Below are 22,454 nucleotides of genomic sequence, written 5' to 3'. Positions count from 1 at the left end.
ATGATGAACATTTCGAACCATAATGATGCTTTATTGGCGGGGCACAACCGCCGCCTAGATTTCTTGAAATCCGAGGTAAATTTACCCGCAGGCATTTTACAGAAATTAAAAGATTTCCAAATAGCTATTCCATCCTGGGCCCTAGGTACGGGAGGAACGCGTTTTGGCCGGTTCTCCGGCGGAGGCGAACCCCGTAATTTGGAAGAAAAAATTGCCGATGTCGGTTTGCTACATGCGTTAAATCAATCCTCTGGTGCGATCTCCTTGCATATCCCATGGGATATTCCTACGGATCCCGCGGCGATTCGTTTGCTAGCTGCACAACACGGTTTAGCCTTCGACGCGGTGAACTCGAATACCTTTCAAGATCAAGCAAATCAAACGCACTCGTATAAGTTCGGATCTTTGCAACATGTTTCTGCGGCCACTCGGAAACAGGCGATTGATCATAATATTGAGGTAATTAAGCACGGTGTTTCGCTCGGTTCAAAAGCCTTAACCGTTTGGTTGTCAGATGGTTCTTGTTTTCCAGGTCAGCTGAATTTCCGTCACGCTTATGAGCGCACGGTGGATAGTTTGCGGGAGATTTATGCCGCTTTGCCGTCTGATTGGTCTTTGTATTTGGAATACAAAGCCTATGAGCCGAACTTCTATTCGACGACTGTGGGTGACTGGGGTGCGTCATATTCAATGGTGAATAAATTAGGACCACAGGCGAAGACCTTGGTGGATTTAGGTCACCATTTACCCAATGCAAACATCGAGCAAATTGTTTCGATTCTCTTGATGGAAGGCAAATTAGGAGGTTTCCACTTCAACGACTCGAAATACGGCGATGATGATTTGACAGCAGGTTCGATCAAACCTTACCAGTTGTTCTTGATCTTCAATGAATTAGTGGATGGGATGGATGCGAAGGGAATGAATCATGCTAAAGATTTAGGTTGGATGATCGATGCTTCACACAACGTGAAGGATCCTTTAGAGGATTTATTACAATCGGTGGAGGCAATTCAAATCGCCTACGCGCAGGCTTTATTGGTTGATCGAAAAGCGTTAGAGGAAGCCCGTGAAGCGAATGATGTGGTGCGTTGCCAAGAGATTTTACAAGCGGTATTCCGCACCGATGTACGCGCTTTAGTGGCACAAGCACGTTTGGAATTAGGCGGTGCCTTGGATCCGATTGCTTTGTTCCGTGAGGAGAAAATGCGTGATCAATTAATCAAGGCACGTGGTGCGAAAACGGTAGCGACGGGATTGTAATATGAGTTTGAGAACACCTGTCATCGCGGTATTTGACATTGGGAAGACCAATAAAAAGGTTTTTCTCTGGTCTACTGCGTTTGAGGTTGTTTTTGAAAAGCAGCAGCTTTTTTCCGAGATCTTAGATGAGGATGGTTTTGCTTGCGAGGATCTTTCTGCTTTGCAGCAATGGATTGTATCCACTTTCACCGAGCTCTGCCAAATGCCCGAATTCGAGCTTATCGGTTTGAATTTCTCCGCTTATGGCGCATCGTTTGTGTATGTGGATCGCACGGGAGAGCCTGTTGCGCCTTTGTATAATTATTTAAAACCTGTTAGCTCACCATTTCCCTATGCGGATTTCGGGGGTGAAGAAGAATTTGCCCGCAAAACGGCATCGCCCATTTTAGGGAATTTAAATTCGGGATTGCAGGTTTATGGTTCGACTTTCAAGCCTTTTTGGCCAGAGGTTTTCAAAGCTTTACATTTCCCTAATTACCTTGCTTCCCTGTTTACAGGTAAGTTTTTATCTGAGATTACGTCCATTGGCTGTCATACGGCATTATGGGATTTCGACACGGGTCAATATCATGCTTGGGTCTCTCTTATTGAAGATAAATTAGCTCTACTATCCTCTGCGAGTTTTATACCTATTGATGGGATTAATTACGGTCTCGGATTGCATGATTCATCGGCGGCATTAGTCCCTTATTTGCGCAGCATATCAGCCGATTTTGTGCTTTTATCAACCGGCACCTGGTGCATTGCGATGCATCCTTTCAACGCATCTCCTTTGACTTCAACTGAATTAGCGAATGACGTATTATGTTTTTTACAACCAAACGGCAAACCCGTTAAAGCCTCTCGATTATTTGGAGGACATTTTCACGAAGAGCAGGTTGCGAGGATGGAGAAGCATTTCGGTGGTTCGTTCAAGGATTTGAAATTTTCAGACACCGTTTATGAATTAGTACCGAAAACATCTAGCGTTTTTGAATCAGCCTTTGCCTCGCGTGATTTACATGATTTTCCAGATTTAGCATCGGCGTATGATCAATTCATGGTAGATTTGATAGGCCAACAAATCTTTAGCTTGAACTTGCTGCTGAAAGATGCACCGGTCAAACAATTGTTTGTAGACGGTGGTTTTAGTAAAAACGAATGGTACATGCGCTTATTAGCGCGGGCCTTTCCAGAGCTAGAAGTGTATGCCGCAGAGGTCGCACAAGCCAGCGCTTTAGGTGCGGCTTTACTAGTTTATGAGGGAGAAACCCCCAAGAATTTAATTCAATTGAAACGATATTAGGATGCGCGTTGCCCTGTTTGTTCCCTGTTACATTGACCAATTCTATCCGCAAGTCGCGGTGGCGAGTTTGGAATTGTTGGAGAAACTGGGCTGCGAGGTGGTCGTTCCTACAGATCAAACCTGTTGTGGCCAACCCATGGCCAATTCGGGCTTTGCCTCATCAACGGTAGGTTGCGACGCGAATTTTACCCATAATTTTGAAGGTTTTGATTACATCGTAGGACCGTCAGGCTCTTGCGTATTGCACTTGAAGGAACATCATCCATCGGAAAAAATTCGGAATTCGGTTTATGAGATTTGTGAGTTTTTGACGGACGTACTTCGCATAACGACTTTATCTGCGAAATTTCCACATCGTGTCGGATTGCACCAAAGTTGCCACGGACAGCGCGGCTTGCGTTTAAGTTCGATGTCTGAGCGCAATGAAAAGCCTTTTTCAAAAATACAAGATTTGCTTTCGCTCGTGAATGATGTCGAAGTCGTAATGCCTGCGCGGGAGGATGAATGTTGCGGTTTTGGCGGTACCTTCTGTGTGACGGAAGAAGCCGTTTCGGTTAAGATGGGTCAGGACCGTATCAAAGAACACGATGCGAATGACGTGGAATTTATTACTGGAGCAGATACCTCGTGTTTGATGCATATGGAAGGAATTCTGCGACGTCAGGGATCTAAAGTTCAAGTAAAACACATCGTAGAAATATTGAATCATGCTTAGTCACTCAGAAGCTTCGGAGAATTTCATTGCAGATGCTGAGCGAACCGATTGGCATGATGAAACCTTGTGGTTTGTGCGTGCAAAGCGGGATAAGGCCTCCAAGGTTTTACCTGAATGGGAGGCTATGCGTGAACATGCCTCACAAATCAAGGACCATACCTTAGCGAATCTAGGTGAATATTTACAAGCTTTTGAGTCCAAAGCGATAGCTAACGGAATTCATGTCCATTGGGCCGCTGATGCCGCGGAACACAATGCGATTGTACATGGTATTATAGCCGCACAAGGATCAAAAACGATTGTCAAAAGTAAATCCATGTTGACTGAGGAATGCCATTTAAATGATTATTTGGCATCCAAAGGCATCGAAGTCGTCGATACCGATTTAGGGGAACGCATTGTTCAGTTTAGAAACGAAGCACCAAGCCACATCGTATTGCCCGCGATTCACTTGAAGAAGGAGGATGTGGGGGAAACCTTTCACCAACATTTAGGAACGCCAAAAGGAAATAAGGATCCACAGTTTTTAACGGAGGCGGCGCGCCAACACTTAAGAGGTCATTTCTTGGCCTCTGAAGTAGCCATTACAGGAGTGAATTTTGCGGTGGCAGAAACGGGTGAATTTGTGGTTTGCACTAACGAGGGTAATGCGGATATGGGGGCACATTTAGCTAAAGTCCATATTGCTTGCACGGGTATCGAAAAGATAATTCCTAAAAGAGCAGATTTAGCCGTATTTTTGCGTTTGCTCGCACGCAGCGCTACAGGCCAATTAATCACCACCTATTCTTCTCATTTCCATCAACCTCGCGAAGGGCAACAGATGCATATCGTGTTATTAGACAACGGTCGCACGCGTCAACTCGCCGATCCGAAATACAAGAATTCTTTAAAATGTATCCGCTGCGCGGCTTGTTTTAATACCTGTCCAGTGTATCGTAGGAGTGGGGGGCATAGTTATCACCAACCGGTTGCAGGACCTATCGGATCTATTTTAGCGCCCAATATTGATAAAAAAGCCAATGCCGATTTACCTTTTGCAAGCACGCTGTGTGGTTCTTGTTCGAACGTTTGTCCAGTGAAGATCAATATCCATGAGCAATTGTGGTTTTGGCGTCAAGATTTAATGGAGGCGGGATTAGCACCGGCAGGAAAAACGATTGGAATGAAATTAATGGCATTCACATTAGCAAACCCGGTGATTTACCGAGTAGGAGGATCGCTTCTGCGACGCTTCTCCCACTTGTTAAATACACGATTAAACCCTTGGTACAAGCAACGGGAGATGCCAGTGGCCCCTAAAGAAAGTTTTCAAGAATGGTATAAGAAACGATGAGCGCAAGAGATCAAATTTTAAGGAAAATTGAGCCACTTGAACCAGTGAATCATCCAGGTGATTTTAAAGGTACAACAATTGATTTTGATTTTAGAGCCTCTCTAGAAGTGGTGGGTGCGCGAATTATGACTAAGGAAGAATTAGAAATAGTATTTCCAGGTAGACGTCGATATGACAAAACGTTGGATGGATTGAGTTTAGCAGAGGTGGAGGTGCTGGAGATTGATGGAGAATTTGGGGTGGCAGAAAATGGGGCAATTTGGTTGAAAGAAGAGGCCTTACCACATCGAGTGGCGCCGTTTATTTGCCAACATCTAGTCATCAACGTAAAAAAAATAGTCCCTCACATGCATGCGGCATACGAGGAATTAAAAAAACCGAATTCGAGCTTTGGTTTATTTTTAGCTGGTCCTTCGAAGACCGCCGATATTGAGCAATCGCTCGTGATAGGTGCGCATGGTGCACGAAGTTTGACGGTGGTAATCCACCCATAATTTCGTATTTTTGCCTCCTATGAAGCAAATCGCCTTATTTTTCTTTTTCTTCGTTTATTTAACGGCGAACGCAGTTGAGGGAACAAAGGAGAAAATCCAACGCTACAAACCCTTCATTGATTCTTTGTCATCAGTGTATGGAATACCCGCTAAATTAATCATAGCAGTAGGGATTTGTGAATCGGGTTTTGGACAATCTAAACAATCGATTAAACAGAATAATTACTTCGGTTTACGAGGTAAATATTCCAAAAAAAATAAATCAAGCTACACACATTTTGCACGTCCTGAAGATAGTATAATTGCTTTTTGCGAGGTTTTGGCCAGCAAAAAATACTATCCAAATTTAAAGGGTGATCCAGATTCGATGAAATGGACCAGAGCGATGGCAAAGGCACGCTACGCGGCGAATGCAAAGCGTTGGATAAGCTTAATGAAAAAATCTTTTGCGCGGATAGATTAAGGATAGATTAAGATGAAAAGGTTTTATTTGTTTTGGGCAGCTCTTGGTTTCATTTTAGCGTGTTCTGCGCTGTATTTGTATAGTTATATTCCTAGCACGTATTTAATAGCGGATCAAGAAATCAAGAAGTTATTCGAGATAGAAACACCCGTGGAACAGGTTTCACAAATCATCGAGGTGGCGAAAATTGACACCATTCCTACGTATGTAGTTCCTAAGGATACAGCAAAAATGGTTTACTCTGACATACCAGAGCCTGTTTTGCCTGATTCTAGCCTAAACGATTCTACGCGCCATCGGGTTATCTTAATTGGAGATTCTGAAGCGGGAGGATTAAAAAATGTATTAAATGATTATTGCCAAAGTAACGGTCACAAGCTAGTCGCCACCGTAGAATGGGCATCAGCCACTACGTTGAACTTTGCAAAGTCGGATACCATTTCTAAAATTATCAAACGCTACCGACCTACTTTCGTTTTTGTTTTATTTGGGCTTAATGAAGTTTTAGCAAAGGACTATCTGACAAGAAAAGCACTCGCTAAATCCTTTCATAAACGATTAAACGGCCTTCCTTACGCCTGGATTGGTCCTACGAATTGGGGGTATGATTATGTGGTCTCGGATGCATTTCAGGCTGCCGCGGATTCTGCGGCCTTTTTCTCCTCGAAACACTTAGTTTTACCTAAGGCAACGGACGGCAGACATCCATCCTTGCCTGGTTATCGAATTTGGATGGGAAATGTGGCGAATTGGTTACAAGAATCAAGTCGTTGGAAGATGCGGATGATGCCACCGGGACGTTTTGGGTATCCTAAAAAATACAAAGCTATTGTGTTAAATGCAGCAGATTACAGAGGTTATTGAAAAGGCGATAGGGTCAATCCCATTTGAGCAGCTCCTTCGTGAATTTATGCTGTATTCCACGAAAGAGCCCTGGTTTTTCACGGAGTTTTCTTTCCTATTTGCCTTCGGCCTTTTTTTGTTTTTCTATGCGATTCTATTTACCCAAAATTCATTGCGTAAGATTTATTTAATCGCCTTTAGTTTATTCTTTTATTATAAATCGAGCGGCCCTTTTTTAGTGCTATTTTTGTTTCAAATTGTCATTGACTTTTTTTTCGCTCGGAGAATCGATCAAACGGAGGGAAGCACCAAAAGGGTTTGGGCCTCGTTCGCTGTTCTCTTTAGTTTGTCATTTCTGCTGTACTTCAAATACGCTAACTTTATTTTAGCGAATACCAATTGGCTCTTGTTAACCCATTTCGAACCGGTGGATTTATTTCTGCCCATCGGGATTTCATTTTACACATTCCAATCGATATCCTATGTAGTGGACGTATTTCGCGGAGAGATTCGGTCCTCTAAAAGCTTCCTCGATTATGCCTTTTATATGACCTTCTTTCCTCATTTAGTGGCAGGTCCCATCGTTCGGGCCAAGGATTTTTTAGGCCAAATTAATTCTCCTGAAAGCCCTGATGCGCGTCGCTACAAAGAGAGTTTGTTTCGCATTATTTTGGGACTTTTAAAGAAACTTTTAATTGCAGATTATCTGGGAAAATATGTCGATATGGTTTTCGATAACCCGGCATTTTACAGCGGAGGAGAGAATATTTTAGCTGCCATTGCTTACAGTTTCCAGATCTATTTTGACTTTTCAGGTTATTCAGATATTGCCATTGGTTTAGCATTGTTGTTAGGTTATCGCTTGAAGGAAAATTTTGATAACCCCTATGGATCGTCCAATGTGACTGAATTTTGGCGCAAATGGCACATTTCTCTGTCTTCCTGGTTGCGAGATTACATCTACATTCCATTGGGTGGAAATAGAAAAGGTAGCTTTAATACCTATGTTTTTTTGTTTTTGACGATGTTAATTGGAGGTTTTTGGCACGGGGCTAGTTGGCAATTTGTTTTTTGGGGTGCAGCACATGGATTAGCGCTAGCCTTTCACAAATCGCTGCATAAATACCTGCCGAATGGACGTTTGATGGATTTTCTGGGCGGTATAATCACTTTTATATTTGTCACTTTCTGTTGGATTTTCTTCCGAGCCAGGGATTTTGATACGGCCCTCATTATGCTGAATCAAATGTTTACCCTAACCTCTGAGGTGAATTTTAAGGGTTTTTGGTTTTCTAGAAATGAACTCGCTATCTTGCTAATCGGGTTATTAATATGGATAATACTTCCATCAAACTGGAAGCAAAAAGGCTTTGAAACAAGCTTTTATGTCCCTTCCTTTTTTTGGTTTATCTTCTTATTAATCGCATTACAGTTTATTATTCAATTTCGTGACACCTTAGTTCAACCCTTTATCTACTTTCAATTTTGAGGTATCTCGTCTTTTTTTTATGGATGTCAGCACTGCCTCTTTTTGCCAAAGTGGATTCAGTCCAAGTGTGCCATTCCTGCAATGTCATTCAACGGGATTCAGACCTAAGTACCTTAGCAACAAAATGGAAATCAGGTACCTTAAAAGTGCTGCATCTAGGAGATTCTCACGTTCAGATTGGCCATTTCTCAACAGAGATAAAACGATTATTACAGGTTAAGCAATCAGGCATTCAATTTCCGTACAGTCTTGCCAAAAGTGTAGATGGTCGCATCTTTAAATCAAAAGAGGTAGGTCGATGGGAAGGGACTTCAATTTTACAGCCATCCCAAGGTTGGAATATAGGATTAGCGGGTTATGCCGTCTCTACGCGTGATAGTGCGGCTCAGATTCAGTTTGTTTTAAAAGATTCGCTAGCCAACCTTAATCGAATTCGCATTTGGGCTACTGCAGATTCCTGTTCGATGGAGCCAAATTTAGGTCCTAGTTTTAAACTTTCCCGGCGGGTAACTAGTGGCAAATTTACATTTTGGGATTTTGAAAGCGCTGAAGAGTTGCTCCAATTTTCTCTAAGCCTACAAAAAAGATTAGCCTCACAAGATGTGTTTACCTTTCATGGACTTGAAATTTTATCGGATCAAAAAGGCATTGAATACCTGGACCTAGGAGTGGCGGGAGCACAATTTACGCACCTTAAATCGCGGGGAAATTTGGTTTTAAATCACATTGAAATCTTGAAGCCTGATCTGATTATATGTTCTTTTGGTACCAATGAAGCCTACAATGCAAACTGGAATAGCGAATCGTACCGTCAGGCGCTTCAAACATTTATGCAAGAAGTGAAAGCCAAAACACCTGAAACCGTTTTTCTTTTTACTAGTCCTCCCGATACTCGTAGTCAAAAACGTATTCCGAAATACCAACAAGAAGTCGTTCAAGCCTTAGCTGAAATACAAGTACCTTTTTATGACTTGAATCAAGTGATGGGTGGGTTTGGATCAAGTGAGGAGTGGGTAAAAAATGGGTGTTTTTTAAAGGATCAATTGCACCTAACCAGAGAAGGGTATCAATTACAGGCAAAATTATTTGTTTTGGCCCTATTCAAATCTTGGGGAGACCTTCCAGCTTTCGAAAGTTTGCAAAATCAAGTCAATCAGCACACAGTCAGCATTGGAATTCCTAAATAATTCCTATATTTAGTGCAAAACCTGTTTACACATGTCAGTTTCAAGAAGAAAATTTATAGAACAATCTGTTCTAGGTTTGGCCGCGTTCAGCATTGTGCCACGCCACGTATTAGGAAAGGGCTTTTTAGCGCCTTCTGATCAATTAACGAAAGCGATTATAGGTACCGGAGGAATGGGCCGAGGACACATACCTTATGCAGGTACTCGGGTGGTTGCGCTATGCGATGTAGACAAAAAAAATCTACAGCTTGGTTTAGATAAAGTGGAGAAGGGTGTTAAATCATTCCACGATTACCGGGAGATGATTCAATTGCCAGAAGTAGATATTGTGCATGTGGCTACACCGCCTCATTGGCACGGAATCATGGCAGCGGATGCAGCGAGAGCTGGTAAAGATATTTGGTGTGAGAAGCCGATGACGCGTACAATTGGGGAGGGTAAACGCTTGAAAGAGGCTGTTCAGCAACATGGGCGTATATTCCGATTAAATACCTGGTTCCGTTTTGAAGGTAACTTCTATGGAATGAACACTACAGTCAAGCCGATGAAGAAGGTGGTAGATTCAGGCCTATTAGGCTGGCCATTGAAGTTTACGGTGAGTAAGCATACAGGTTTTGATTGGAAATTTTATTGGGTAGGGAAGACAGACTTGACACCGCAGCCAGTGCCTTTGGAATTAGATTATGAAAGTTGGTTAGGGCCTGCGCCATATAAGCCTTATAATGTACATCGTACCCACCAAACCTTCCGAGGTTATTGGGATTATGATGGAGGTGCTTTAGGCGATATGGGACAACATTACTTGGACCCGATTCAATATATGTTGGGTAAGGATAATGAGTCTCCTGTTTACATCGAAGTGGATGCACCCGTGCAAGACAAAGATGCAGTTGGTATCTTTAATCGCATTACGTATACCTATGCTGATGGATGCCAAATCGTCTTAGATGGAGAAGCAAAAGACGAAAAAGTCGCCTATATTGAAGGACCTAAAGGGAAACTGTACCGGAATATGCAGTCAGATATTCCAGATTTGCAAAAGAAATTAGCCGAGTTTCCAGACCCAGTGATACAACAAACAGATTTTGTCGATTCAGTAAAAAATCGCAAGAAATTTGCCTTGAATGAAGAAAATGGGTACCGTTCTTGCACCTTGATAAACCTCGGTTTAATTGCAATGAGGGTACACAGAAATTTAAAATTCGATCCAATCAATCAAGTAATCGTAGGGGATGATGAGGCAAATCGCCTAATGGATCAACCGATGCGCGCACCTTATATTTTGTAAAATGATGAGATACCTACTTCTATTTTTATTGATAAGTTCAGCTGGTTTCGCGCAAGATGCGAGTCGGGTAGAACAAAATCGCTTACGTTCCTTAGCAGAGAAAGGAGATTTTAAAAGTCTGAAATCAGCTGCTTATGCCTTGAAAGGCGCCTATGATCCTACACAAGTAACGGAATCTTTCATTAAATCCATTTCGAAAAACAAGGCAGAATTGTTGGCTTACTTGGCGATTGGATTAACCGAAAATGCGGAAATGATGACTTTGAGTCATTTGGATGCACCTGTTTGGTTATCTAGCTTTAAGTCGTCCAGACCTCAGGTGATGGCGTTTATTTTGAAGAACTATTTAAGCGCTCCGCGCGATGTGATAGCTTTGAAGGCTGCCTATAAATCCTGGGATGCGAATCACCAGAGCGCATTTGTCAAAGCAATTGGAACCTATAAAGCCTCTTGGGCCATTTCTGTGATGCCTGCAGGATTTACTTCAGAAAAGGCCTTGGCCCTGTTGCAAGCAGGTGGTGTAAATAACCTGGCGACTGTATGGTCCATGTTAGCTTCTTCAACCGAGGATCAGCTAGAAATTGCTGATTATTCCACCTCATTAAAAGCGAATGATTTCTTTAAAAAGGCATTAGAAACGTATGAAAATGCGAGTTTAGCACAAAAATCAGTCTTATTAGTTTATGGTTCATCCCGTCAATGGCCAGAGGTTAAGCCCTTGGTTTGGCGATCAGTTCAATCTAATTTGCCTACCCGGGCTGTTGCGTATTATGCCTTACCTCATTGGGCGGGTGTGGCAGATTTTGATATCATTGCGGGCAAGTTAGGGCAAGCCGAATTAGCTTCAGAGGTAAAGTCTCTTCAGTTAGCGATGACTAATATCACGAAACAAGATGGGACTTTAAATAGCAAAATAACGGCATTTGCCTTAAAAGCCAGTCAAAAAGCGAATTGGATTCCCTTCGTACAAGAAATGGAGAACTTGGGCTGGTTATATGCTGAAGCCAAAAAAACGAAAAATGAAGAGGCCATCCGCGCCTATGCACGTATTAATTCGAAATTATTCAAAAATGTGGATCAGCAGGTGTTAAACTACCGCAATGCGCTAGATTTAACGACCGATCTAGAGACCAGAGAGCAGATTTTTAGGGGCCTAGCAAAATGTAATTCCTTATCAGCGATGCGTACGCTTTACCTTGGTTTACAAGATCCTAATATACGTCAAATCGCTGCGGATGGTCTCGCTGCACTCTATCTGGCTAATGTAGATTTCAGAGGTCAAATGACGAAAGAATGGGTACAAGAAGTGTTTTGGCAAATTTCTGATTCTGCTGTTCGCGAGAAATTGAATGAAGCTTTTAAAATAGCTGATCGAGGTTTTTATACGATGTACAATGGCCAGGATTTACGAGGTTGGAAGGGACTTGTAGCTAATCCAGTGAAGCGTAGATCGTTGTCTGCGGATACGCTGGCTTTATTACAGGTAAAAGCTGATAAAATCATGAATGCAGGTTGGGAAGCGAAAGGAGAGGAGCTGCATTTTACAGGTCATGGTGATAATTTATGTTCTGTAAAAGACTACCAGGATTTTGAATTGTATGTAGATTGGAAGATTGAAAAAGAGGGGGATGCGGGCATTTATTTGAGAGGGTCTCCTCAAGTACAGATTTGGGATACGGCATTAACCAGAGTAGGGGCACAGGTGGGTTCAGGAGGTTTGTACAATAATCAAATCAATCCACGTAATCCCTTAAAAGTAGCCGATAATCCTGTTGAAGAATGGAATACTTTCCGAATTATTTTGAAAGGCGAGCGCGTAACGGTATATCTAAATGGGGAATTAGTGGTGGACAAAGCGATTTTGGAAAACTATTGGGACCGCAAAATACCCATTTTTGTGAAAGATGCCATAGAATTACAAGCCCATGGCAATCACATCGTTTACCGCAATATTTATGTCAAAGAATTGAAACCAGAGACTACCTATATCGCTCCTGAAGCTGATTTTGCAGCCCTATTTGATGGTTCATCTTTATTTAATTGGGCCGGAAATACGACGGATTATTTCCCTTCGAATGGCGAATTAGTCGTAGATCCTAAACGTGGAGGAAAAGGTAATTTGTACACGAAAAAAGAGTACGGTGATTTTCATCTGAAATTTGATTTTCAATTAACGCCAGGTGCCAATAATGGTTTAGGCATTCGCGCTCCTTTAGAAGGAGATGCTGCTTATGTGGGGATGGAATTGCAGATTTTGGATAATACAGCTCCTATCTATGCGAAATTGCAACCTTATCAGTACCACGGTTCCGTTTATGGTGTTATTGCAGCGAAGCAAGGATTTTTGAAGCCGGTAGGAGAGTGGAATGAAGAAGAGGTAATCGCGCAGGGAAATAAAATTAAAGTAATCTTAAATGGTGAAGTTATTCTCGATGGAGATATCGCATTAGCTTCTAAAGACGGAACAGCTGATCATCGGGAACATCCAGGTTTGTTAAACAAAACAGGCCATATTGGGTTTTTAGGACATGGTTCTCCTTTGAAATTTAGAAATATTAGAATAAAAGAATTGATCAAGAAAAAATAATCCTATGGCAATCAATTGCACGGTTAACAAGAAAAAGGTCTCGTTGGACATAGATCCCAATACTCCCTTATTATGGGCCTTAAGAGATCACCTGTCCTTATTAGGGACAAAGTATGGTTGTGGTATTGCTCAATGTGGGGCGTGTACCGTTTGGGTAAATGGAGAACCGATGCGTTCTTGCGTATTACCTATATCTGCTGTTTCAAATGCTCAGATTACCACTATCGAAGGACTTGATCCTGCGGGTAAACATCCGGTTCAACTAGCTTGGGATGAGTTAGATGTACCTCAATGCGGGTATTGTCAAGCGGGTCAAATCATGACCGCAGCTGGACTATTAAAAAACAATCCTCATCCAACGGATCAAGAAATTGTCGATGGTATGTCGGGTAATATCTGCCGTTGTGGAACGTATCATCGTATTCAAGAAGCCGTAAAATTAGCCTCTAAAAAAATCAAGAAATGAAAACATCGAGAAGAGATTTTATACAAAAAGCCTCCTTATTTACAGGTGTATTCACCTTAGGTTTTGATTGGTTTTCGGCAGATGCCTCTGCTATGGAGGTGGTGGCCTCTGCTGGTCGATTTAATGCTTTTTTATCCATTGATAACTTAGGCAAGATCATTTTATATTCTCCAAATCCTGAAATAGGACAGGGAATTAAGACGGCTTTTCCGGTCGTGGTGGCAGAAGAATTGGATGTAGATTGGGCACAAGTTCAAGTAGAGCAAGCGAATTTAGATACGAAACAATTTGAACGTCAATTGACCGGAGGAAGTGGTGCCTTAAAGCATTCCTGGGATCGTTTGAGAAAGGCTGGAGCTACCGTTCGTAAGATGATGATGCAAGCAGCAGCTGATCAGTGGAAAGTAGATATAGCTAAGACAAAAACATCGAAAGGTTTTGTTTTAGGTCCTGCTGGACAAAAAGCATCTTATGGATCTTTAGCCGAAGCAGCCTCTAAATTACCAGTTCCTAGTGAAGTGACTTACAAGGATCGCAAGGATTATAAAATTATTGGAACGCGCGTAAAGGGCGTTGATAATAAAAATGTGGTGACTGGAAAACCTTTATTCGGTATTGATATTAGAAAGCCAGGAATGGTCTTTGCACAAATCGTTCGTCCCCCTTTTGGTGCAACGTTGAAATCATTTTCAGCGGAGGATGTGAAAAAAATGCCTGGAATTATTGATGTCGTATCATTCAAAAACAAAGTGGCTATTGTAGGTTCAACTACTTATGCGATTTTGCAAGCACGTGCTAGTTTACGATGTGATTATAGTTCTGATGCGCCTTTGGAAAGCACAGAAACCCATCAAAAATGGTTTGATGAGGGGATGAAATCAGACAAAGCGCAGATTATGCGCAAGGATGGAGACTTTTCTGCGGCAATTGCTAAGGCGGTTAAGGTAGTCGAGGCAACGTATGAATGTCCATTTATTTCACACAGCCCTATGGAACCGATGAATTTCTTTGCGGATGTTCAAAAAGATTCAGTATTGTTAGCTGGACCTACTCAAGTTCCTCAGCCTGCTCAAAAAGCGGTTTCTGATCTTTTGAAAATTCCGGTAGAAAAAATTCAATTAGAAATTTCCAAAATGGGTGGAGGTTTCGGTCGCCGTCTTAATAATGATTTTGTGTTAGAGGCAGCAGAATTATCGAGTATCATTAAAAAGCCTGTTTTAGTGATGTGGACGCGGGAAGATGACATGTCAGGTGGAATTTATCGTCCGGCAGCACGTTATCATTTTAAAGCAGGTTTAGACGCCAGCGGTGAGATTATTGCCTTTTATTTACGAGGTGTAGGAATTAATGCGGGTAACTCTACCAGACAAGATAATTTCCCAGTAGGAGCTATTGAGAATGTGTTAATTGAATCTTTTGATCAAAAATCGGCCGTTACTACTGGTCCTTGGCGTGCTCCAATTACTAATTTCTTGGGATTTGCGGAGCAAGCCTTTTTAGATGAGATAGCTGAGGTAGCAGGAAAGGATCCGATTCAGATGCGCTTAGCCCTTTTAGAGAAAGTAAAAACAAAACCAGTTGGTAAAATAACGTATGAGCCCGATCGCTTCGAAGAAGTCATCAAGCAAGTAGCTGAAAAGGCACAATGGAAGAAGAAGCCGGGTGTTCACCAAGGCTTTTCAGTCTATTACTCTCACTTATCCTACGTGGCACAAATTGCCGAAGTGAAGGTGGAAAACGGCAAACCTAAGGTGACGAAAGTGACTGCTGTAACCGATTGCGGGGAGGTAGTTAATCTGAGTGGAGCTGAAAATCAAGTAAAAGGGGCCATTATTGACGGAATGGGACATGCGATGTTCGCAAAATTAAGTTTTCAAGCTGGAGTGGCTAGCCCTAATAACTTTAATACGTACCGGCTTATTCGAGGTAATGAGATTCCTGTTATTGATGCTCATTTCGTCAATAATGGTATAGCACCTACGGGATTAGGTGAGCCAGCTTTACCTCCTACAGGTGGGTCAATAGCAAATGCTATTTATGCTGCGACGAAAAAACGTCAATACAAACAGCCATTTAGCTAGATGAAAATTACCTGGCTTGATAACCTTCGTGTGAATGCGACCATTGGTGTGATTTTAATACACGCTTCGGCGACGATTTTATTTCGATTCACGAAAGTGCCAGCAGATCATTGGTGGTTTGCAAATTTATATAATGGTGGGTACCGCTACGTGGTACCCATTTTTGTGATGTTATCTGGGGCCTTGTTGTTGCCTCGGGAAGAAGCCATTGGGCCTTTCTTGAAGAAGAGTTTTAATAGGATCGTTTTGCCTTTTCTCTTTTACAATTTGATTTTCACTCTCTTTAATTGGCAGGTACGATTACGCGGAAAAGCCTTTGGGTTTTCGGATGGAATAAGCTGGTTAGGAGAGCAATTTTTCAATGGTGCATCCTACCATTTCTGGTATATCTACATGATCATAGGGATCTACCTTTTTATTCCCATTATTGGAAGGTGGATTAGATCAGCACCGGAATCTCACATTCAGTATTTTTTAGGGATTTGGGGTTTGACGATTTTGTTTAACAATCCCCATTTTCCCTACTTAAAATTGCCGGTTGCCTTAACCGATTTTACGGGCTATGTAGGTTATTTAGTACTTGGTTATTATTTAAGCACAAAGGATTTTTCTGCCGGAATTAAAAAAATGGCCATAGCGCTATTTATCATTGGTACATTGTGGACGATGGTAGGATCTTACTATTTTACCGCTGAGAGTGGTAAATTCTACGGCTTATTATATGCTAATTTTTCGCCCAGCGTCGTGTTAGCAACAACCGGCTTATTTTTATTTTTCAGGTACCAAAACCTTGATATTATTTTCTTAACTCCATTTCGTGATTGGGTGAGTTCGCATAGTTATGGCATCTACTTGGTGCATATAATTGTGTTGTTTTACCTTGCCAAAGCAGGTGTTTATGGCGAAATGCTTCATCCGAGTATAGGCGTACCTTTAACTGCCTTAGCTTGTCTTTTGATTTCGGGTGGAATCGTTTGGGTATTAAGAAAAATACCCCTCATTAAATACATGGCTGGTTGATTGATTGTGGTGGTATTTTTGTACATTCGTTAGAATACCTTTAACCACTCATACCTTACCACTTAATGCACGAAATTTATAAGTTTGGACACAGTCTTGCTGTGTTCATGAGCTTTTTCATTATCCTGCTTTTACTTTTGAAATCCTCTGGGCCTTTCTTTAATAGTCCGAAGCGTTTCTTGTTTTTCTATTTCTTGATTTTCGGCCTATTCACACTTCTTCATTACTGCCTTTTTGTCGATTGGCATGTGGAAATCGTAGCTGTTTTATTTGGGAATTTTGATGCCTTTTACTATCTGCTTTATCCTCTTGCCTATTTTTATGTTAGGGGTATGGTTCAGGAAGATGCTGTTTTACGTCCGAAAGACCTGTTTCATCTCCTACCTTTTTTTGTACAGTTGTTAGATATGTTACCTTATTCGCTAACGTCGTTTGCGCATAAAATGGTAATAGCTGAATTAATCAAATTTGATATACATGAATTAGTTAAGCAGCAGCTAGGATTATTCTTTTCTGCCCGTTTCCATTTCTATGTCAAGTTGCTACTGAGTAGTTTGTATGTTTTTTATAGTTGCCAAATTTATTTCCGCTTTCGTCCTCGAAATGAAAAAAATTTCATGTTGCATTATTGGATTCCAGCCTTTCTAATACTTCAAGTTTTATTAATTCTTTTTTTGGTCTATTTCTTTTTAATCGTGCCTAGTGGAGATCAATTTAAATTAACCTATCAAGGTAATACTTCTTGGAATTACCTCGGTCTTGGATCTTATTTGGTGCTCTCTTTAAGTGTCTTTTATTTTCCTGAATTTTTATATGCTCCGTATATTAATGCAGAACGGGAAGCTAAATTAAAAGTTCCTAACTATGAATTGTCCGCTGAAAAGCTAATCGAAATAGAGACGAAATTAGATTTGTATTTAGAAGAATCTAAACCCTTTTTAAAAGCGACTTTTTCATTAGCACAATTATCTGCTTCCCTTGATATTCCAGTCCACCATTTTAATTTCTATTTTAGAAAAACACAACAATCCAATTTTTTAGAACAAAGGATGCGTTGGCGTATTCGACATGCGAAGGAATTAATTGATGCGGGAAAAGACAAGTTAATTACCTTAGAAGCGATCGGATTAGAGTCTGGTTTTCAATCCAGGACGACCTTTTTTGTGAATTTCAAGGAGTTGGTGGGTGAATCTCCTTCTGCCTACTCAGATAGGAAAAACAATATATAAGCCTATGTAGGGTGTATTTTTAAGTGATTTGTTCGGATTTTCGAAAATGGAACATACAGGTGGTTATTTTTTCTCTTCTATCAATTTAAATCCCTACTATTGTTTAAGCGAATTTGATACCGCCTAACCACTAAAAATAATAATAGAACAGATGAATGCAGGGAGCGAGGGTTACTGACCCTTTGCTCCTTTTTTTATTTGATATGCCCGTCTTCCATCTCGATGATTCGGGTCGTTCTAGCAGCGAATTCATTATCGTGAGTAACAATTAGCAGAGTTTGCTTGTATTCTTCTGCGAGCTCTTGGAATATATTGAAGACTATTTCGGAATTCTTTTTATCCAGGTTTCCTGTGGGTTCATCTCCCATAATTAATAGGGGGTCATTGATAAGGGCACGAGCTATAGCAACGCGTTGTTTTTGACCTCCTGATAATTGATTAGGATCTTTTAGGGCTTCATTCTCTATGCCTAATATTTTTAATTTTTCGTAGGCCCTATGCTCGATTTCTTTTTCAGAAAATTGACCTAGTTTCAACCCTGGTAGCATCACATTACGAAGAACTGAGAATTCGTTCAGTAAGTAATGGAATTGAAAAACAAATCCAATTTTTTCGTTTCGAACAATGGCAAGTTCTCCTTCTTTTTTGTCACGCATTGATATGCCGTCAATTAGTAGATCACCTTCATAATCTGTATCCATTGTGGATAAGATGTAAAGCAAGGTAGATTTGCCACAGCCAGAACGGCCTATGACGGATACGAATTCGCTTTGTTCTAGCTGGAAACTTACTTTATCTAAAATCTTTACTGTCACGGGATCGTGAAAGTATTTAGTGATTTCTTTTGCCTCTAAAACTACCTTGTTCATATTATTTACCTCTGATTATGATGACAGGATCAATTCCACTCGCTTTTCTGGAAGGGAAAAAACCGGCGAAATAGGTAGTTACTATGGCAAATGTGCCCCCAATTAAGTAGAATCTAGGATTATAGTTAATGGGGTAGGTTTTAATCGTAGGAAGAGATTCTGTATTGAAAGGAATTTGGTCGATGAGTGATGATAAGCCAAAGCCCATTAGTAAACCCATTATTCCGCCAAAAATTCCAATACTTAAAGCGATCGATATAAATATTTTATTCACATCTTTTCCTGAAAATCCCACTGCTTTTAATATGGCAATAGAATCCATTTTTTCATAGATCATCATATTTAAAATATTATATATACCGAATCCAGCCACTAATAAAAGTGTAATTCCTACGGCATAGGAGATGAGTGTTCTCACGGAGCTTCCGGTTTCAAATTGAGAATTGGCGGTCTGAATATCCACCGCATTCAATTCGTAAATTTTCCGGTATTCCTTAGCTACTTCAGGAGCCCATAAAATGTCTTTAAGTTTTACCTGAATATCGGTGATATAATTACTCGGCTGTCCCAATATTTTTTGTGTAGTAGAAAGTGAACAATAACTTTGGACATTATCTAAATCTTGAATCCCGGATTGAAATACACCTACCACTCTGAGTGCCACTTGATCTCCTTTGCTAGTAGTTATTTGAATCACATCACCTACATTAGCCATCATTTTAGTGGCCACTCCTTTTCCTAAAACGATACTATTTGGAATATTTTTAAGGTCGATATAGTTTCCTGCGGTCACATAATCACTAAACTTGAATAATCTATTTTCTTCCACTGGATCGATACCAAAAATAGCCCCTGTCAAATCAACTGCTCCTACGTTATAAAATACTTGAGCATTTATTTTAGGTGCTACTCCTAAAACGCGGTCATCTTTCTTAATGGATTCAATAATCGTCTTGCTATTATTGATCCCGAGTAACTCATTTTTAGGTTTGATGGAGGAAACGAAATTGTGGCCTTGTGGGTTTAGATAATCCGCCGGTTGTTTATCTGATATCTGAATCTCTTTATAAATTCTTACGTGAGCTGTACGATTGGTAATTAATCCATCTAACATATCATTGAGTCCAGACATAAAACTTAGGACGGTAACAAACATAGTAATACTGATCGTAACACCTATGGCTGCCACTAGCGTTTGTTTCCAACGAGCAATTAATAAGGAGAAAGCAACTTGATAAACGAGTTTGAATTTCATTATTTCGGCTTTATGATCTCATCAGCTGCTGTTAATCCGGAGATAATCTCTGCTTTTTGGAAATCTTTTAATCCTACCCTAACTACCTTTTCATCGCCATTAGCCAAAGTGACAATCGAATCATTTTTTAGGTAATTTCTTGGAATTAAAATCACCTTTTCTTTTTGACTTAACAAGATGTTTGCCTCAAAAGTGATATTTGGAAATAATTTAGGCGGGGCTTTTGTAAATTTAGCTTCCACTAAAAAGGTCTTACTTCTCTCGTTCATTATTTCTGAGAGCTTAGTGACTTTTGCTTCGAATACTTGCTTTTTATAGCTGTCTAAAGTCACAAGCACTTTTTGACCTTTTTGGACTCTCAATATATCGTTTTCATCTACTTGTAATTCCAAAATGAAATCTTTGAAATTACCAATGATGGCAATCGGTGTTTGAGGGCTTACAATTTCTCCTTTTGATTTTAATAGGCTGTAAACAATACCATTCGTTTTAGATTTCAATGTGAAATCTTGTGCCTGATTTGTCGAAATTTGTAGGTTTTTCTTGGCTTGTGAAGAGCTGAATTCGAGTGCTCTTTTTAAATCCTTGTATTTCTGGATGGCTGATAAATAGTTTGACTTTGAAGTCTGAAAAGCTAACTCTTTAAGTTCAAAATCTACTTTGGTTCCGATTTGCTGATTCCAAAGGTTTTTTTGGCGATTATAAAGAGAAGAATCAACACGATACTTATTCTTAGCCGTTTCGATTAACAGTTTAGCTTCATCTAATTTACCTTGATTAGCAGAAAAGTCATTGAAATTTGCTGCTAATGCAGCATTTTCTGCACTAAATTGCTGCGTTTCATTCGTAATGGTTAATAAAGGACTTCCGATGTGAACGGAATCACCCTCTTGGACTAATAGATTATTAATGATCCCATTTACCGTTACAAATGCTTGGTATTGATCAGCCGTCTTTAAAACGCCAGATGCATAAATGGATTCAGTGATGGGGCCAACAGTTGGAAGACTCGTTTCTTGTTTCTTTCCACAAGAAAAAAGTAAGATTCCTACAGCAAAAAGGACTAGTTGTTTCATTTTGTAAATTACCCAAAAAAAGAAACATTTTAGAATGATAAAAGTCAATTTATTCAAAAAAGATGTTCGGACTTCATTATTTCAGACAAGTTTTCAGGAATTGCACTAATTCTCCTGCTTTTTGAGTTCAGTAAAAATAGACTAGGTGTTGAGATTACCCCATAGATTTTGCGTATTTCTGCATTTGCTTTTACACTTTTCCAATTTTTAGGAAATACAAATGGATTGATATCTTCATCTATCTGTAATGCTATAACGGGTAAGTTTTCTTTTTCCGAATAGGGTATTAAATCGATTAGCAATTCAGTGCAATGGAAACAAGATGGGCTGTAAAAAAGTAGTAAAATACTGGATTTTTCTGTTTTAAAATTAGATAGTCTGAAATCCTCTACTATAAAATCCGGTGCTTTTTCACCTATTTGCACCGTTTGAGTGCGCTGAATTAGTTCATTTATTTTTACTTTATTTTTTGCTGGACATGAAGGGTCTAAGCTAAATTCTTCTAGTTTTTTAATTAAATTATTTTTACCTCTTTGAATGAATTTTATGAAATAATAATCCACTGCTTCTCCATACTTTATGGGCGAAATAGATTTTAATTCGCGTATTCGATTTAATACATTTTCAAGAGAAATATAGCGCGCCTTATTGTTTTCAAAAACAGGAAACATGTCATTAGAAGCTTGGCTATAGCTTTGGAATGATAAAAACAATAAACAAAAGAATAGCAGTCTCATTTAATCTCGAATGCACCGAACCGAAAGTCCGGCATCTTTGTCGTTATTTGAAATTTGGTTGTAGGTTTGAGTAGTATAAATAACTAGCCCTTTACCATTTGATAAATCTGAATTAGTGGAACTCCAATAGAAAAACATGGACCCTCTGTTCATTAATGCACTATTTGTACCAGTGCTTAAGTAACCAGCTGCGTGCATTTTTAATGCACTAGAATAGGCTAGAGTTCTTAGATTAGTGTTATTTACAGCAGTCCATTCATTAACCGTGGGAATTCTCCAACCTGTTCCCAGTTCAATGGTACAGGGGTCATTAGTCGCTGCCCAATTCACCATATCAGTATTCGAGTTAGAAGAGGGGAACGTTGGCGTTGAAGTGGTCCCACTATTTTTATAGCCTTTTTTCTTATTGAATTGCCAATACCAGCCTGCTGCATTTTCAGTTGCATCTGTTTCTGATGTCGCTTGATTCGTAGATCCTAGATTTTGGGTTATCCAGCATTTTTCAGATCCACTTAGAGAAGATTTTACAGTTCCATAAGTCACGGTTTTATTGAGAGGTGCCACTCCTTTTACAGTTGTATGAACGACTGTTAATGGGTTTCCGCATACAAAGGTAATTGTTTGCTTTCCAAAGCGTTCTAGTCCTTTTCCTCCCCCGATTCTTCCACTAAAATCTACATATAGGTTTGGATTCGTATGCCGAAATCCCGTTTTCGTTAGTTGAGCAAAACTAAAAAATGGTATAATTAGAAGTAATAGGGTTCTTTTCAT

At 40.2% G+C, this 22,454-nt stretch carries 20 protein-coding genes; 15 read left to right on the top strand and 5 right to left on the bottom strand.

What is annotated here, in order from left to right:
* Positions 1-3 precede the first annotated feature (3 nt).
* From ACRZ9O_RS03640 to ACRZ9O_RS03570, 15 genes are all read left to right on the top strand, one after another.
* A complete protein-coding gene (locus ACRZ9O_RS03640) occupies positions 4-1,263 on the top strand; it encodes a TIM barrel protein (RefSeq protein ID WP_459456454.1) in 1,260 nt (419 codons plus the stop codon).
* A gap of 1 nt (position 1,264) precedes the next feature.
* Entirely contained in the window at positions 1,265-2,548 is a 1,284-nt protein-coding gene (locus ACRZ9O_RS03635; protein ID WP_459456452.1) for an FGGY-family carbohydrate kinase, read from the top strand.
* A gap of 1 nt (position 2,549) precedes the next feature.
* Positions 2,550-3,263 carry a (Fe-S)-binding protein gene (locus tag ACRZ9O_RS03630; RefSeq protein ID WP_459456450.1) on the top strand — a complete coding sequence of 238 codons (714 nt, stop codon included), beginning with the start codon at positions 2,550-2,552 and terminating at the stop codon, positions 3,261-3,263.
* Positions 3,256-4,599, top strand: coding sequence for a lactate utilization protein B (locus ACRZ9O_RS03625; RefSeq protein ID WP_459456448.1), 1,344 nt, complete (start codon positions 3,256-3,258; stop codon positions 4,597-4,599). Before ACRZ9O_RS03630 ends, ACRZ9O_RS03625 begins: the two co-directional genes overlap by 8 nt.
* A complete protein-coding gene (locus ACRZ9O_RS03620) occupies positions 4,596-5,093 on the top strand; it encodes a LutC/YkgG family protein (protein WP_459456446.1) in 498 nt (165 codons plus the stop codon). The genes ACRZ9O_RS03625 and ACRZ9O_RS03620 overlap by 4 nt, the downstream gene beginning before the upstream one ends.
* Before the next feature lie 19 nt (positions 5,094-5,112).
* Positions 5,113-5,556 carry a glucosaminidase domain-containing protein gene (locus ACRZ9O_RS03615; protein ID WP_459456444.1) on the top strand — a complete coding sequence of 148 codons (444 nt, stop codon included), beginning with the start codon at positions 5,113-5,115 and terminating at the stop codon, positions 5,554-5,556.
* Between the two features lie 12 nt (positions 5,557-5,568).
* Complete coding sequence (locus ACRZ9O_RS03610; protein ID WP_459456442.1) at positions 5,569-6,420, top strand: hypothetical protein; 852 nt, start codon at positions 5,569-5,571, stop codon at positions 6,418-6,420.
* On the top strand, positions 6,395-7,888 hold the full coding sequence (locus ACRZ9O_RS03605; protein ID WP_459456441.1) for an MBOAT family O-acyltransferase: 1,494 nt from the start codon (positions 6,395-6,397) through the stop codon (positions 7,886-7,888). Before ACRZ9O_RS03610 ends, ACRZ9O_RS03605 begins: the two co-directional genes overlap by 26 nt.
* 23 nt (positions 7,889-7,911) lie before the next feature.
* Positions 7,912-9,075, top strand: a complete 1,164-nt coding sequence (locus tag ACRZ9O_RS03600; protein ID WP_459456439.1) for a GDSL-type esterase/lipase family protein — start codon at positions 7,912-7,914, stop codon at positions 9,073-9,075.
* Between the two features lie 31 nt (positions 9,076-9,106).
* A complete protein-coding gene (locus tag ACRZ9O_RS03595) occupies positions 9,107-10,363 on the top strand; it encodes a Gfo/Idh/MocA family oxidoreductase (protein WP_459456437.1) in 1,257 nt (418 codons plus the stop codon).
* A gap of 1 nt (position 10,364) precedes the next feature.
* Positions 10,365-12,950 (top strand): 3-keto-disaccharide hydrolase, encoded by a 2,586-nt coding sequence (locus ACRZ9O_RS03590; RefSeq protein ID WP_459456435.1) that lies wholly within the window; start codon positions 10,365-10,367, stop codon positions 12,948-12,950.
* A 4-nt stretch (positions 12,951-12,954) separates the two neighbouring features.
* Complete coding sequence (locus ACRZ9O_RS03585; protein WP_459456433.1) at positions 12,955-13,416, top strand: (2Fe-2S)-binding protein; 462 nt, start codon at positions 12,955-12,957, stop codon at positions 13,414-13,416.
* Positions 13,413-15,497 carry a xanthine dehydrogenase family protein molybdopterin-binding subunit gene (locus ACRZ9O_RS03580; RefSeq protein WP_459456431.1) on the top strand — a complete coding sequence of 695 codons (2,085 nt, stop codon included), beginning with the start codon at positions 13,413-13,415 and terminating at the stop codon, positions 15,495-15,497. The genes ACRZ9O_RS03585 and ACRZ9O_RS03580 overlap by 4 nt, the downstream gene beginning before the upstream one ends.
* Positions 15,498-16,517, top strand: a complete 1,020-nt coding sequence (locus tag ACRZ9O_RS03575) for an acyltransferase (protein WP_459456429.1) — start codon at positions 15,498-15,500, stop codon at positions 16,515-16,517.
* A gap of 65 nt (positions 16,518-16,582) precedes the next feature.
* Complete coding sequence (locus ACRZ9O_RS03570) at positions 16,583-17,746, top strand: helix-turn-helix domain-containing protein (protein WP_459456427.1); 1,164 nt, start codon at positions 16,583-16,585, stop codon at positions 17,744-17,746.
* 194 nt (positions 17,747-17,940) lie between these two features.
* Here the strand turns inward: ACRZ9O_RS03570 and ACRZ9O_RS03565 are convergent, their stop codons facing one another.
* From ACRZ9O_RS03565 to ACRZ9O_RS03545, 5 genes are all read right to left on the bottom strand, one after another.
* Positions 17,941-18,615: an ABC transporter ATP-binding protein gene (locus ACRZ9O_RS03565; RefSeq protein ID WP_459456425.1), complete on the bottom strand. Its 675-nt coding sequence runs from the start codon at positions 18,613-18,615 to the stop codon at positions 17,941-17,943.
* Position 18,616: 1 nt separating this feature from the next.
* Complete coding sequence (locus ACRZ9O_RS03560) at positions 18,617-19,870, bottom strand: ABC transporter permease (protein WP_459456423.1); 1,254 nt, start codon at positions 19,868-19,870, stop codon at positions 18,617-18,619.
* A complete protein-coding gene (locus ACRZ9O_RS03555; protein WP_459456422.1) occupies positions 19,870-20,946 on the bottom strand; it encodes an efflux RND transporter periplasmic adaptor subunit in 1,077 nt (358 codons plus the stop codon). Before ACRZ9O_RS03555 ends, ACRZ9O_RS03560 begins: the two co-directional genes overlap by 1 nt.
* A gap of 53 nt (positions 20,947-20,999) precedes the next feature.
* Entirely contained in the window at positions 21,000-21,617 is a 618-nt protein-coding gene (locus ACRZ9O_RS03550) for a peroxiredoxin family protein (protein WP_459456420.1), read from the bottom strand.
* Between the two features lie 66 nt (positions 21,618-21,683).
* Positions 21,684-22,454 (bottom strand): fibrobacter succinogenes major paralogous domain-containing protein, encoded by a 771-nt coding sequence (locus ACRZ9O_RS03545; RefSeq protein ID WP_459456418.1) that lies wholly within the window; start codon positions 22,452-22,454, stop codon positions 21,684-21,686.

It is taken from the genome of Aquirufa sp. HETE-40SA, from assembly GCF_054558635.1.
The sequence above is the reverse complement of the archived record's forward strand: the minus strand, read 5'-3'. Positions and strand labels throughout refer to the sequence as shown.

Coding starts and splice junctions, on each gene's coding strand:
- ACRZ9O_RS03640 (WP_459456454.1), top strand. CDS start 4: ATGAACATTTCGAACCATAATGATGCTTTATTGGCGGGGCACAACCGC.
- ACRZ9O_RS03635 (WP_459456452.1), top strand. CDS start 1,265: ATGAGTTTGAGAACACCTGTCATCGCGGTATTTGACATTGGGAAGACC.
- ACRZ9O_RS03630 (WP_459456450.1), top strand. CDS start 2,550: ATGCGCGTTGCCCTGTTTGTTCCCTGTTACATTGACCAATTCTATCCG.
- ACRZ9O_RS03625 (WP_459456448.1), top strand. CDS start 3,256: ATGCTTAGTCACTCAGAAGCTTCGGAGAATTTCATTGCAGATGCTGAG.
- ACRZ9O_RS03620 (WP_459456446.1), top strand. CDS start 4,596: ATGAGCGCAAGAGATCAAATTTTAAGGAAAATTGAGCCACTTGAACCA.
- ACRZ9O_RS03615 (WP_459456444.1), top strand. CDS start 5,113: ATGAAGCAAATCGCCTTATTTTTCTTTTTCTTCGTTTATTTAACGGCG.
- ACRZ9O_RS03610 (WP_459456442.1), top strand. CDS start 5,569: ATGAAAAGGTTTTATTTGTTTTGGGCAGCTCTTGGTTTCATTTTAGCG.
- ACRZ9O_RS03605 (WP_459456441.1), top strand. CDS start 6,395: ATGCAGCAGATTACAGAGGTTATTGAAAAGGCGATAGGGTCAATCCCA.
- ACRZ9O_RS03600 (WP_459456439.1), top strand. CDS start 7,912: ATGTCAGCACTGCCTCTTTTTGCCAAAGTGGATTCAGTCCAAGTGTGC.
- ACRZ9O_RS03595 (WP_459456437.1), top strand. CDS start 9,107: ATGTCAGTTTCAAGAAGAAAATTTATAGAACAATCTGTTCTAGGTTTG.
- ACRZ9O_RS03590 (WP_459456435.1), top strand. CDS start 10,365: ATGATGAGATACCTACTTCTATTTTTATTGATAAGTTCAGCTGGTTTC.
- ACRZ9O_RS03585 (WP_459456433.1), top strand. CDS start 12,955: ATGGCAATCAATTGCACGGTTAACAAGAAAAAGGTCTCGTTGGACATA.
- ACRZ9O_RS03580 (WP_459456431.1), top strand. CDS start 13,413: ATGAAAACATCGAGAAGAGATTTTATACAAAAAGCCTCCTTATTTACA.
- ACRZ9O_RS03575 (WP_459456429.1), top strand. CDS start 15,498: ATGAAAATTACCTGGCTTGATAACCTTCGTGTGAATGCGACCATTGGT.
- ACRZ9O_RS03570 (WP_459456427.1), top strand. CDS start 16,583: ATGCACGAAATTTATAAGTTTGGACACAGTCTTGCTGTGTTCATGAGC.
- ACRZ9O_RS03565 (WP_459456425.1), bottom strand. CDS start 18,615: ATGAACAAGGTAGTTTTAGAGGCAAAAGAAATCACTAAATACTTTCAC.
- ACRZ9O_RS03560 (WP_459456423.1), bottom strand. CDS start 19,870: ATGAAATTCAAACTCGTTTATCAAGTTGCTTTCTCCTTATTAATTGCT.
- ACRZ9O_RS03555 (WP_459456422.1), bottom strand. CDS start 20,946: ATGAAACAACTAGTCCTTTTTGCTGTAGGAATCTTACTTTTTTCTTGT.
- ACRZ9O_RS03550 (WP_459456420.1), bottom strand. CDS start 21,617: ATGTTTCCTGTTTTTGAAAACAATAAGGCGCGCTATATTTCTCTTGAA.
- ACRZ9O_RS03545 (WP_459456418.1), bottom strand. CDS start 22,454: ATGAAAAGAACCCTATTACTTCTAATTATACCATTTTTTAGTTTTGCT.